The organism is Costertonia aggregata (assembly GCF_013402795.1).
Classification (GTDB): domain Bacteria; phylum Bacteroidota; class Bacteroidia; order Flavobacteriales; family Flavobacteriaceae; genus Costertonia; species Costertonia aggregata.
Genome location: NZ_CP058595.1, coordinates 1,028,450 through 1,042,012 on the forward strand (window position 1 = coordinate 1,028,450; position 13,563 = coordinate 1,042,012).

Consider the following 13,563-nt stretch of genomic DNA (forward strand, 5'->3'; position numbering starts at 1 on the left):
TTTTTAAATTGATTTCAATTTCTATCTAAAAGTAAATCCACACAATTTTTTAACACAGGATTTGCATTTTCCCTTTTCCAAATTGCAGAGAGGGTAGCCTGTTGCTCAATATCACGAAGTTCAATAAACTTGATACGCATACGAAAGCCGCCCTGTAAAGCGGTTGGCACAATAGCGATTCCCATTTTATTCTCCACCAATTTAAAAATGGTATGCGCATGAACCGATTTATGTGAAACTTTAGGTTTGAATCCTGCATCGGAGCAAATGCTCATAACCGTTTCGTAATAATATGGGCTATATTCTTGATTGAACAAAATAAAGTTATCCTGTGCAAATTGATACATTCCCTTATAATCACGTGTCAACATGGGGTAGCTTTCGGGTAAGACCAGCGAAAACGTGTCCTTGTAAACAGTTTCCATTTTCAATTCTGCCGGAACTTTAGCCAAGCGAACAAATCCCAAATCCAAATCGTTCTTGAGTACTGCCTCTACTTGATTTATGTTGGAACGCTCTTCAAGAGATGTCTTTATTTTAGGATATGTATCCCTCAGTTTCAATAGTAATGAGGGAATCACTTTCTGCATGGCAGAACCTAAAAAACCAATCCTTATTTCTCCCGTATCCCCTTCCCCTATGTGTTGTATACGTCTTTTTGTATCCTGTAACTGCTTGAACAATATTTCAGTTTGCTGTTTCAAAAAATGGCCGGCCGGTGTGAGCGATACTTTTTTCTTATCGCGCAAGAACAATTGGGCTTGCAAAAGTTCTTCCATCTGCTTTATTTGCCTACTTAATCCGGGTTGCGAAATGTATAATTTTTCCGCTGCCTTTCTAAAATGAAGCTCTTGGGCCACCGCCAAAAAATATCTAAAGTGCCTTAGTTCCAATTGATGCTCCATAAGTATTGATTATTGAATTAAATGGTATTGGTGATTATCAAACCTAATCAATAATTTTAGGAAATTAAAATAATGCATATGGTTTCAACACCAAAATCCTTTCATTTGGGCGAGGGCCATCTTACGGTCGGCATGGCGATATGTATTGCGAGAGGCCAGGCCCAAATGAGATTATCTGAAGAAACAGTGGCCAAAATCTCAAAAAGCTGGGAAATCGTTCAGAAAATTGTAAAGAAGGGCCATCCGGTTTATGGTATAAACACAGGGTTTGGTCCTTTATGTACCACTAAAATTTCGGAGTCACAGACTAGTATGTTACAATCCAACATTCTCAAAAGCCATAGTGTTGGCGTTGGAGAGCCTATTACTGCGGAAATAGCAAAGTTAATGTTGATTTTGAAGGCACATTCGCTGGCCAAGGGATATTCGGGCATAGCTAAGACCACTTTAGACCGCATCATTTGGCATATTGAAAACAATGCCATCCCAATAGTACCTTCGCAAGGTTCGGTAGGTGCCTCGGGTGATCTGGCGCCGCTTTCCCACTTATTTTTGCCACTCATCGGGTTGGGAAAGGTAAGTTTTAAGGGTAAAACCATAACAACTGCAGAGCTTTTTCAAGAAACAGGTCTACAGCCTATACATTTAGGCCCAAAAGAAGGGTTGGCATTGATCAACGGCACACAGTTTATCCTGGCACATGCCGTAAATGTGGTTGAAAAGCTACATTCCGTGCTGTCACAGGCAGATATTGTTGGGGCCATGATGATTGAAGGACTACAAGGCTCAGTAAAACCTTTTTACAATGAATTACATGCCCTAAGGCCCTTCAAAGGAAATATTCATGTGGCCAAACGAGTAAAAAGACTACTCAAAGGGTCAGAAATCATGGAAGATCATATAGATTGCGAACGGGTGCAGGACCCCTACTCGTTACGGTGTATTCCACAGGTTCACGGTGCTTCCCGTAATGCTTGGCTTCATCTCAAAGAATTGGTTGAAACCGAACTGAATTCGGTTACCGACAACCCAGTCGTCATAAATGAGGCGTTGACCATCAGCGGTGGTAATTTTCATGGCCAACCCTTGGCCATGGCGTTGGATTATGCCTGTTTGGCAGCATCTGAGGTCGGTAATATTTCGGATAGGCGTATTTATTTGGCGTTAGAGGGCAACAGTCCCGGAGTGCCTAAATTATTGATGAACGACACGGGCACAAACTCGGGCTACATGATTTTACAATACACTACCGCTGCTTTGGCCAGTGAGAACAAGGGGTTATGTTTCCCGTCCAGTGCGGATAGCATCCCTACTTCCCTGGGCCAAGAAGACCATGTCAGCATGGGTTCCATTGGTGGAAGAAAGGCACTACAGGTCATCGAAAACGTAGAAAAAATCTTGGCCATTGAACTATTGACGGCCGCCCAAGCCTTTGAGTTTAGAAAACCTATGAAGTCTGGTATTTTTTTGGAGGAAATTCATAAAGAAATAAGAAAAAAAGTGGCTTTTGCCGATAAGGATAGGGTATTTGCAGACGATATAGAAAAGGGCATTCAAATGATTCGGGAAAAAACAATTATGAACGTAATCAATGGTATTGGCAAAAAAGAAGGTATATCTTTAGAGACGAAGTATACCGAAGTGTTCGAAAACTATTAAAACAGTGTTTAATGGATAAGAAAAGACTTATTGGCCCCTTTAAACAGTTGGTCCCCATGACCGGACTATCGCTCAAAGGTGCTATTGCCGATGATGCCCTAGCAATCATTCCAGATGGAGGTGTTCTCGTCAGCGAAGGAAAAATTGAGGCCATCGGAACTTTTGAAACCTTACGCACCAATTACAGTGAAGCTGAAACTCACCCACTACAAGGAAACCATACCTGCATCCCCGGATGTATTGATTCGCACACACATATTTGTTTTGGAGGCACACGCGCCAATGATTATGCCTTGCGAAATTCAGGAAAAACCTATCTGGAAATTGCAAAATCAGGCGGTGGCATTTGGGATACCGTAACACAAACCAGAAAAGCCAGTAAGGCCGAGCTTGTTAAAAATACTGCAAAGCTTGCCAAACGTCACTTAAAAAACGGAGTAACTACGATTGAGGTAAAAAGTGGCTATGGGTTATCGGTAGATGAAGAACTCAAAATGTTACATGCCATTAAGGAAACCAATGAGCTCGTTGGTCCAGATTTAATCCCAACCTGCCTAGCGGCCCATATGTTACCAAAGGATTATCCAGGAACCGCGGAAGAATACCTGGAAGAAATTAGTACGGTGCTTTTTCCTTTATTAAAAGAACAGCAACTTACCAATCGTATTGATGCGTTCATAGAAGAAAGTGCATTTTCCGCATTACAAATAATGCCCTATTTTCAAAAAGCAAGGGCAATGGGCTTTGATATTACAGTACATGCAGACCAGTTTTCAACTAAGGGCAGCAAGGTAGCCGTTGATTTTAAGGCTATAAGTGCCGACCATTTGGAGGCCAGTACAGAACTGGAAATTCAACGGTTGGCAAAAAGCGATGTTATCGCCATGGCATTGCCCGGTGCAACAATAGGATTGGGTTGTGCCTTTGCCCCCGCCCGAAAATTGTTGGATGCCGGCGGAGCCTTGGCAATAGCTAGCGACCATAATCCCGGTTCAGCTCCTATGGGCGATTTACTAACGCAGGCATCAATTTTAGGTGTTTTTGAAAAGCTCTCGAACGCAGAGGTTATGGCAGGTATTACATTTAGGGCCGCCGCTGCTCTAGGATTATATGACAGGGGAAGATTGGAAAAAGGGTACTTGGCGGACCTAAGTATTTTTCATACCGATAATTATCAAGAAATCCTATACAATCAAGGTAACTTAAAACCTTGTATGGTATGGAAAAAAGGGGAATTGGTATATGACAAACATAAATAAAGCAGTTGTTAAAAAATAAAAATGGATTTTAAATCTGAAATACTCGCAGGAATACCAACTGTACTTCCAAAAAAAAAACAACGCTCCCTTAAGGTAAGCCATGCCCCAAACCGTAAAGAGATTTTGTCTTTGGATGAAAAAAAACTGGCCATTAAAAATGCATTGCGCTATTTCCCCAAAGATTGGCACAAAGAACTCTCCCATGAGTTTGCGGAAGAGTTAAACGAATTCGGGCGTATATATATGTATCGGTTTATGCCCAATTATGATGTATATGCCAGGCCTATAGAGGAATATCCCGCTAAAACAGGTCAGGCAGCGGCTATTATGCTAATGATTCAAAACAATTTGGATCCGGCCGTAGCACAACATCCTGAAGAGTTAATTACGTACGGTGGTAATGGTGCCGTTTTTCAAAATTGGGCGCAGTATGTTTTAACCATGCGCTATTTGGCGACTATGACGGTAGATCAGACGTTGCATATCTACTCCGGCCATCCCATGGGACTTTTCCCCTCTTCCAAAGAAGCCCCAAGGGTAGTGGTAACAAATGGCATGATGATTCCCAACTATTCCCAACCTGACGATTGGGAAAAATACAATGCCTTGGGCGTAACCCAGTATGGGCAAATGACGGCTGGATCTTACATGTACATTGGCCCTCAGGGCATCGTACACGGGACGGCCATAACAGTCATGAACGCGTTCAGAAAAGTGTTGAAAAAAGATGGGTATCCAGCAGGTAAAGTTTTCTTGACAGCCGGGCTGGGCGGTATGAGCGGCGCCCAACCGAAAGCCGGCAATATAGCAGGTTGTATTACAATTTGTGCAGAGGTAAATCCGTCAGCGGCAAAAAAAAGATACGATCAAGGTTGGGTAGACGAATTGATTGATGACATTGGCCAGCTAGTACAGAGAACCAAAAAAGCTATCGAGATGAAAGAAGTAGTGTCCTTGGCCTTTATCGGGAACATCATACAAGTATGGGAGACGTTTTATGATGAAAAAATATTCGTTCATTTAGGTTCTGACCAAACCTCATTGCATAATCCTTGGGCGGGCGGTTATTACCCCATAGGACTTTCATATGACGAATGCAATACCTTGATGAGAGAAGACCCTGACGCCTTCAAAAAAGAGGTGCAACAATCGCTACGCAGGCATGTAACAGCTATCAATAAACACACTGTAAACGGCACCTACTTTTTTGATTACGGAAACGCATTTTTACTGGAAGCCTCAAGAGCAGGGGCAGCAGTATATAAAAATGAAAAAGGGGAATTTGTAACCTCTTCGTACTCAGGAAAAGAGAATCCAAGTTGGGCCTACCCATCATATGTACAGGATATTTTAGGGCCTATGTGTTTTGATTATGGTTTTGGGCCTTTTCGTTGGGTGTGCACATCCGGAAATCCGGATGATTTACGAAAAACCGATGCTATTGCCCTAAAAATCATGCAAAAGATAAAGGGTGATGCTCCGAAAGAAATTCAACAACAAATGCAAGACAATATCAAATGGATTGAGGAAGCCGAGCAAAATAAATTAGTAGTGGGTTCCCAGGCCAGAATTTTATATGCCGATGCCGAAGGAAGGGCCAAAATTGCCGAGGCTTTCAATAAAGCCATACAATCTGGTGACATATCCGCTCCGGTCGTATTGGGAAGGGACCATCATGACGTCAGCGGTACAGATTCCCCTTTTCGGGAAACCAGCAATATTTATGACGGCAGTAAATTTACGGCCGATATGGCCATTCATAATGTCATAGGCGGCAGTTTTCGCGGGGCTACCTGGGTATCTATCCATAATGGCGGCGGTGTTGGTTGGGGCGAAGTGATAAACGGTGGGTTCGGGATGGTACTGGATGGTTCAAAAGAAGCTTCTAACCGATTAAAGAACATGTTGTTTTATGATGTGAACAACGGTATTTCAAGAAGAAGTTGGGCAAGAAATGAGGAAGCCATATTCGCCATCAAAAGAGAGATGCAACGAACGCCCCAACTCAAAGTCACCCTACCTAATCTGGTAGAAGATGGGGTATTGAATGATTTGTTCAAATAAATAATGGCAATATATCAAAAAACAAACACCAAAATCTGGACGGGACGAAAGTCTGGCAGCCAACTATATCTTCATGAAAAAGTAGCGTGTATTGGTCTTGATGCTGTTAAAAAAGACAATTTTGAAAAGGGATATGCCATTTTGGGCTATGCCTGTGATGAAGGTGTAAAAAGAAACCAAGGTAGGGTCGGAGCTAAAGAGGGTCCGAAAGTCATCAGGGAACAATTGGCGAAACTACCCAATCATTTAGATAAGGATTCTAAATTTCTTGATGTCGGCACAATAATCTGTACCGATGGTGCTATGGAAGATGCACAAAACATGCTCTCCGAGACAATATATCATTTATTGGCACACGATATGGTCCCGTTAGTATTTGGTGGCGGACATGATATGGCTTATGGCCATTATAATGGTATCAAAAAATACGTCTCGACCAAGAAAACTATAGGTATCGTTAATTTTGATGCCCATTTTGATTTACGTTCCAATGCAAATGGCAACAATTCGGGTACGCCCTTTTACCAAATCGCACAAGACTGTAGAGCCGATACAATCCCTTTTAGATATTTGTGTTTGGGCATACGAAAAGATGCCAATGACCAAAATCTCTTTAAAACTGCGGAGCAGCTGAATGTTCAATATTTGGAACGCCATCATTTTAATTTATATAACCTAGAACATGTACGACTTAGAGTAATGCAGTTTATCGAAGATGTGGATTGTATTTATACGACCATTGATATGGATGGCTTCTCATCGGCCTATGCGCCCGGTGTTAGTGCAGCATCCCCAATGGGGTTTTCCCCTGACATTGTTTTGGAATGTCTCAGACTCATTATCGACTCTAAAAAAATGATAGGTTTGGATATCGCCGAACTCAACCCCAAATATGACATTGATAACCGAACAGCTAAACTAGCTGCTTCATTGGTTCATTATATTATTCATAACGAATTGCATTGATTTTATCTCTAATTTGATTACGCATCTATTTTGGAAATCATATGTTCGATACAACCAATATATCCCTAACCACTACTCCAACCAAGATTGGTAATACTTCCCATCATCAATATCCATAGCGGTCTGGGTCAACTGTAACGGTTTAAATGTATCTATCATAACGGCTAACTCTTCGGTACCTTTTTTACCGATACTGGCTTCGTAGGTTCCCGGATGCGGCCCATGCGGTATACCTGCAGGATGTAAGGAAATATATCCTTTATCAATACCCTTACGGCTCATGAAATCACCGTCTACATAATACAGAACCTCATCGGAATCTATATTGGAATGATTGTAAGGCGCGGGAATCGCCTGGGGATGATAATCGTACAAACGTGGGCAAAAAGAACACACCACAAAAGCTCCGGTCTCAAAAGTTTGGTGTACCGGTGGCGGTTGATGCACCCTACCTGTAATAGGCTCAAAATTATGAATGGAGAAAGCATAGGGGAAATTGTACCCATCCCAACCTACCACATCAAAAGGATGTGTGGCATATACCATATGGTGCAATTGCCCTTGTTTTTTGACCTTCATCACAAACTCACCTTTCTCATCATGTGTTTGCAAATTCTGAGGTAATTTAAAATCGCGCTCGCAGAAAGGGGAATGTTCCAAATGCTGACCGAACCAGTTTCGATACCTTTTAGGAGTATAAATGGGATGATAGCTCTCGGCTATCAACAATCGGTTGTCTTCGGCATCAAAATGTATTTGGTAAATCATACCTCGTGGAATCAATATATAATCCCCGTATTCAAAAGGAATCTCGCCCAACAAGGTCTTTAAGACCCCAGAACCCTCATGAATGAAAATAAGCTCGTCGGCATCGGTATTTTTATAAAAATAATCGGTCATGGATTGTTTTGGTGCGGCTAACCCAACATGAACATCGGTATTGAACAAAATGGTCTTTCTACTGCTCAGATAATCATTCTCCGGTTTTATCTGTAACCCTTTCAACAATCTGGATTTTATGTTGTACTCAACCGCTGCCTTTGGCGAAACATCCTCTGTTTTGCCTACTTCCTTGACCTGCGTTGGTCTATGCAAATGATACATTAGGGAAGACATCCCGTCAAAACCTATCGTACCAAAAAGCTGTTCGTAGTGTAGAGTGCCATCGGCTTTTTTGAACTGAGTGTGTCTCTTTTGTGGAATTTTACCAAGTTTATGATATAACGGCATAGATTTTCTTTAAATAATATTCATTAAAATTACGATAAAACAAGACATAAAAAAAGCCTTCCAACTTGGAAAGCCTTTCATTGGCCCTAACCTTAAAAAGGTTTTGGGTCACAACACAACGATGCAAATATAGGAAAGGTTTTTTTAAGTATTCCCGAAATTGCGAAAACTAAGTTTTGGGCGTAAAAGGTCTAACGATCAATCGAGCGGCCTTATCATAGTTTATATAATTATAGGCCCAATTAAAGAAAACCACCACCTTGTTCCGAAACCCTACCAGTGCCATTAAATGCACGAACATCCAAACAAACCATGCAAAGAACCCTCCAAAACGTAGTTTTTTGATATCAGCCACGGCCTTGTTACGGCCAATGGTCGCCAATGAACCTTTGTCATAATATACAAAGGGTCTCATGGTCTCGCCCTTGAACGATCGTTTCAGGTTTTGGGCCAACAGTTCCCCTTGTTGAATGGCCGGTTGCGCCACTTGCGGGTGGCCATCAGGAAATTCATCGGTCTGCATGTAGGCAATATCGCCAATGGCAAAGATAGATTCATAACCTTCTACCTGATTGTACTTATTTACCTTGTACCTATTTAATCTGTCTTTCAAAACGGAATTTTCAAATCCTTCTACAATCGCTCCCGTAACCCCTGCGGCCCATATAAAGTTTTTGGTTCTTATGGTAGTGTTGTCTTTTAAAGTGAGCCGTTCACCGTCATACGTACTGACCATGGTATTCAAATGAATTTTCACCCCCAATTCTTGTAAGAACCGGGTAGCTTTTTTAGAAGCATGTTCGCTCATTGGAGGCAAAATTCGATCACTCCCCTCGAACAAATGAATTTGCATCTCATCTATATTTAGATGTTTATAATCTTTAGGAAACACATTTCGTTTTAACTCTGCAAAGGCCCCTGCCAGCTCAACTCCAGTGGGGCCACCGCCCACAATGCTAAAATTGAGCAATGCCTTACGTTCTTCCAAATCATCACAATTGTCAGCATCCTCAAAATTTTGGAGCATTAAACTTCTTATGTTTAAGGCCTGCGGCACGCTTTTCATAGGCATCGCATATTTTTCAATATCCGTATTACCAAAAAAATTGGTTTTGGTACCGGTGGCCAAAACCAAGTAGTCATATGTAAGCTGGCCAATATCGGTATGGATTTCTTGTTTTACCGGATCTATTTCTTTTACCGTGGCCCATCTAAAATGAAAATTATCAAGGTTTTTGAGTACTTTACGAATAGGATAGGCAATGGAATCGGGTTCTAGCCCACTCGTGGAAACCTGATATAACAAAGGTTGAAACGTGTGATAGTTGTGCTTATCTACCAGTACGATTTGGGCATCTAGACCCCTCAACTTTTTTGCAAGGGAAATTCCACCGAATCCGCCTCCTATGATAACTATTCGCTTTTTATCCGTTTTGGGTAGATGCATTCTTTATTTTTTACAAAATTACGGATTATGACGCCAAAAAAGATGGTGTTTTTAGGCGTATAACACCTCCCAAAAGTGGTTTGTTCGGTTTGTTTTATATTTGACCCCTAAAAGAATCCCCTGATGAAAAAAATAATCTTCGCCCTAATTTTTGTTATAGCCCTATCGTGTTCCACCGACAGCGAGACAGATAGTTTGGTAGATTTTACCGAACAAAACGAACAGGAAATACAAGATTACATTCAAGACAATAATTTAAACGCCCAGAGAAGTGCTACAGGTCTCTATTATGTGATAGATGAGCCTGGCTCGGGTGAACGGCCCAATAGCAACTCAAACGTTACCGTAAGCTACAGAGGTTTTTTTACCGATGGTACCGTTTTTGATGAAAGTGATGCCAACGGTGTTTCCTTTGATTTGCAACAGGTAATTCCCGGGTGGACGGAAGGTATACAGTTATTTGGGGAAGGTGGCAGCGGAACCCTTTTAGTACCCTCGCGTTTGGGGTATGGCAATAGGGACTTTAGGGGCATACCCGCCGGTTCGGTCCTTATTTTTGAGGTCATCCTGATTTCGGTAAATTAATATGGCCTCAGTAGTTTTCCTTTAACCAATCGTACGGTTTTCTTTTCATCCAAAGCCCTCTCGTAAAATCAGGGAAGTCCTGCGGCTCCCCGTTATTAGCGATGGAAGCTTCGGATAAGGGTGTAACAGCACTCCAAGCTGCCGCATCGTAGACATCCATAGGTGGGGCGACATTAGCCTTGGCCGACTCCACAAAGGAATTGATTACGAAAAAATCCATCCCGCCATGTCCTGCATCCAGAGCATATTCCCCATACTTTTTCCAGAGGGGATGGTCATATTTTTGTAACCATTCATCGGCCTTGTCCCATGTATGCTGTTCTGATTCTCCTTCGATATAGATTCGGTTTCCGTCTACCTCCCATAATCCTTTTGCCCCTTGTACCCTAAAACCAAGGGAATAAGGTCTGGGCAAATTACAGTCATGTGTGATAATGATAGTTTCGCCATATGCCGTGTTAATGGTAGAAGTAATGACATCACCTTGCTTGAACTTTATTTTGGCGTTGGGATGGTTTTCCCCACCGACATCTACAATATAGTTGTGCAGACCAATGGCTTTTGTGGCATGAGAGGTCATCGAAACAAAACGATTTCCCCTATTGACATTGGCCATAACCGCCACGGGGCCTAACCCATGGGTAGGGTAAACATCCGCATTTCGTTTTACGGAATGTTCGGTTCGCCATTTGGATTCCGAGATTCCCTTTTCCCCAAACTCCGCTCCCTTGCCATACGCTGTTTTACCATCATTGAACTTTACGAACCTCAAATCATGTTGATAACCACATCTAAAATGCACCAACTCGCCAAAAACGTTTTGTTCTACCATGTTCAAAACAGCCAAAATATCTCTACGGTAATTCACGTTTTCCAAAATCATCATATGGGTGCCGGTCTCTTCGTGGGTGTTGACCAAATCCCAACATTCTTCCAATGTGTTGGATGCCGAAACTTCAACACCAGTATATTTCCCTGCTTTCATGGCATCTACGGCCATTCGAGTATGCCATAGCCAAGGGGTGGATATAATAACGGCATCGACTTCTTTCAGTTCCAGTAAGTTTCGGTAATCATACTCGTTTTTTCCAAATATCTTAACGGATTTACCGCCGGCCTTATCTATTAAATCGGATGCGATTTTTATTCTAGCCGCATCAATATCACATATGGCAGTGATAGTAACATCCTTACGTAATAAAAGGTTGTTCAAATGATTCGTACCCCGTAGCCCGACACCGATTAGCCCTACTTTCAATTTTTCGTTGGTACCGAACATTCCATTAGTGAAACTTGGCGCCAAAAACAATCCAGCTCCCATGGCTGAGGTTTCTTTGATAAATTTTCTTCTAGAATTCATTTGATGAAATTTTAAGTAAGATATTCATTTTGGCACTTTTAAAACGCTGGCTGTCCCGTTTTTTAAACTAAACCGTTATTTTTGTGGCTCACAATCAACATAAAACATGACACTACTTTTAATGGCCGCTGGTAGCGGTAGCCGATACGGAAAACTAAAACAATTTGATGATTTAGGCCCCAAAGGAGAATTTTTGATGGAATTTGCCATGTACGATGCCATTAAAAATGGTTTTGACCATATTGTGGTCATTACCAAAAAAGACAATGTTGCTTTTTTGAAGGAACATCTTTCCAAAAGATTAACTGAAAACGTACAATTGGATGTGCTGGCACAGGAAATCGCTGATTTGCCCACCGGGGCAACTTTCACAGGCGAGCGGCCTAAACCTTGGGGTACCGCCCATGCCGTTTGGACCGCAAGGAATGTCATAGACCAACCTTTTTGTGTCATCAATGCCGATGATTTTTACGGGCAATCCGCTTACGCAAACGCCGCCACGTTCATTAAAGAATACCCGCAAGAAGACCATTACGCCCTTGTGGGATATACCTTAAAAGACACACTTTCTGAACACGGATCGGTATCTAGAGGTGTCTGTAAGACCAATGGCGACAACTTAATATCAGTTGATGAGCGCTTAAAATTGGCCCAGGAAGGCGAAAAGGTAGTCGATGCCGACTCTGGAATGGAATATACAGGGAACGAACTGGCCAGTATGAATTTCTGGATATGTCGCCCCTCTATTTTTGAAGTTATAGAAAAAGAGTTCAGAGCGTTTTTGCAAGACGAACATATGATAAAAACCAGTGAACTTTATATCCCCAAGACCATACAAAACCTATTGCAAGAAGGCAAGGCAAAGGTAAAGGTCCTCCCTTCCAAAGACAATTGGTTTGGGGTAACTTATGCCAGTGATCGTGAAATGGCGGTGAAGAGCTTACAGCAAAAAACCAATGAAGGCCAATATATATCCCCTTTGTGGCAAAACCAATAAATGAATCAGTTCAATGTGGAACGGTTACAATCCGTTTTGAATTTTTTTTCCGTTCCGAAAAAAAAGTATCGTTTTAAGCCCATTACCAATGGTTTGATAAACGATACTTTTTTTGTTTTGGAAGGCGATAAAACCTTGTACATACTTCAAAAAATAAACAACTCTGTATTTAACGATATTGAAGGCATGATGAGCAATATGCAAAATGCCCTTGTTCATTTAAAAGATCAGGATTATAAAGCATTGGAACTTATACCGACCCTTGATAAAAAAAGCTATCATTTCCAGAATGGTTTTTGGCGGTTGACGAGCTATATAGAACAGAGTGTTACTTACAATACTACGAGCAGGGTAGATGTTGCCTTCGAAGCAGGTAAAATCATTGGGAAATTTCATTCGCTATTGGCCAAAGTGGATATGGAAAAATATGTGGACACCATTCCCCATTTTCACGACCTAGAGTTTCGGGAAGAACAGTTTAAAAAATCGATTTTAGGGGCAAAAAAACGAAAATTACAAACGGCCAAAACCGCTATTGCATTTGTAAATGAAACGTTTGAGTATATTGGGTTGGCCAAAACCGAAGAACAACCCTTGCGGATATGCCATAACGACACCAAATTAAACAATATTCTTTTTTCAAAAGTGGATGATACGGCACTTTGCTTGATAGATTTGGATACGTTGATGAAAGGATGTTTTTACTATGATTTTGGGGATGCGGTTCGCACCATTGTCAATACCGCACCCGAGGATGAAACAGATCATAGCAAAATTATTTTTGAAACAGCGCTGTTCGAGGCTTTTTTAAAGGGACTTTCTGAAAATGCTTCATTTCTTACGAAAAATGAGATAGCCTCAATGCCTTTCGGCGTTATCGTGATGCCTTTTTTACATGGCCTACGTGCACTTACCGATTATTTAAACGAAAATATATATTATAAAGTCAGCTATGACAATCAAAATCTGGATAGGGCTTTAAGCCTTTTTGACTTTACCAAGAAAGCCATTGCAAATACGAAGTATATGAAGGCCACTATTACCAGAACATTTATATAATCAGATTTTAGCTAAAAAGTCCTTCTGACGCT

Annotated in this window: 11 protein-coding genes; 7 read left to right on the top strand and 4 right to left on the bottom strand. The window is 41.5% G+C overall.

The window, feature by feature from the left end; genetic code table 11:
* Positions 1-14: 14 nt before the first annotated feature.
* Complete coding sequence (locus tag HYG79_RS04700) at positions 15-905, bottom strand: LysR family transcriptional regulator (RefSeq protein ID WP_179241005.1); 891 nt, start codon at positions 903-905, stop codon at positions 15-17.
* A 78-nt stretch (positions 906-983) separates the two neighbouring features.
* Between HYG79_RS04700 and hutH the strand changes: the two genes are divergently transcribed.
* From hutH to hutG, 4 genes are read left to right on the top strand one after another with little or no spacing between them, the layout of a single operon-like run.
* Positions 984-2,564: a histidine ammonia-lyase gene (gene hutH, locus HYG79_RS04705; RefSeq protein WP_179241006.1), complete on the top strand. Its 1,581-nt coding sequence runs from the start codon at positions 984-986 to the stop codon at positions 2,562-2,564.
* An 11-nt stretch (positions 2,565-2,575) separates the two neighbouring features.
* Positions 2,576-3,823 (top strand): imidazolonepropionase, encoded by a 1,248-nt coding sequence (gene hutI, locus HYG79_RS04710; protein WP_179241007.1) that lies wholly within the window; start codon positions 2,576-2,578, stop codon positions 3,821-3,823.
* 21 nt (positions 3,824-3,844) lie between these two features.
* The gene (locus HYG79_RS04715) at positions 3,845-5,887 is read left to right on the top strand and encodes a urocanate hydratase (RefSeq protein WP_179241008.1); all 2,043 of its coding nucleotides are present in this window, start codon (positions 3,845-3,847) and stop codon (positions 5,885-5,887) included.
* 3 nt (positions 5,888-5,890) lie between these two features.
* Entirely contained in the window at positions 5,891-6,853 is a 963-nt protein-coding gene (gene hutG / locus HYG79_RS04720; protein WP_179241009.1) for a formimidoylglutamase, read from the top strand.
* 72 nt (positions 6,854-6,925) lie between these two features.
* Here the strand turns inward: hutG and HYG79_RS04725 are convergent, their stop codons facing one another.
* Both HYG79_RS04725 and HYG79_RS04730 read right to left on the bottom strand, forming a co-directional pair.
* Positions 6,926-8,083 carry a homogentisate 1,2-dioxygenase gene (locus tag HYG79_RS04725; RefSeq protein WP_179241010.1) on the bottom strand — a complete coding sequence of 386 codons (1,158 nt, stop codon included), beginning with the start codon at positions 8,081-8,083 and terminating at the stop codon, positions 6,926-6,928.
* 169 nt (positions 8,084-8,252) lie between these two features.
* Positions 8,253-9,530 (bottom strand): NAD(P)/FAD-dependent oxidoreductase, encoded by a 1,278-nt coding sequence (locus HYG79_RS04730; protein WP_179241011.1) that lies wholly within the window; start codon positions 9,528-9,530, stop codon positions 8,253-8,255.
* 123 nt (positions 9,531-9,653) lie between these two features.
* Here HYG79_RS04730 and HYG79_RS04735 point away from each other — a divergent pair, with 123 nt between their 5' ends.
* On the top strand, positions 9,654-10,115 hold the full coding sequence (locus HYG79_RS04735) for an FKBP-type peptidyl-prolyl cis-trans isomerase (RefSeq protein WP_179241012.1): 462 nt from the start codon (positions 9,654-9,656) through the stop codon (positions 10,113-10,115).
* A 7-nt stretch (positions 10,116-10,122) separates the two neighbouring features.
* Here the strand turns inward: HYG79_RS04735 and HYG79_RS04740 are convergent, their stop codons facing one another.
* Entirely contained in the window at positions 10,123-11,475 is a 1,353-nt protein-coding gene (locus HYG79_RS04740) for a Gfo/Idh/MocA family protein (protein ID WP_179241013.1), read from the bottom strand.
* 106 nt (positions 11,476-11,581) lie between these two features.
* Here HYG79_RS04740 and HYG79_RS04745 point away from each other — a divergent pair, with 106 nt between their 5' ends.
* Both HYG79_RS04745 and HYG79_RS04750 read left to right on the top strand, forming a co-directional pair.
* Entirely contained in the window at positions 11,582-12,472 is an 891-nt protein-coding gene (locus HYG79_RS04745; RefSeq protein WP_179241014.1) for a nucleotidyltransferase family protein, read from the top strand.
* The gene (locus tag HYG79_RS04750) at positions 12,473-13,531 is read left to right on the top strand and encodes a phosphotransferase enzyme family protein (RefSeq protein WP_179241015.1); all 1,059 of its coding nucleotides are present in this window, start codon (positions 12,473-12,475) and stop codon (positions 13,529-13,531) included.
* Positions 13,532-13,563 lie beyond the last annotated feature (32 nt).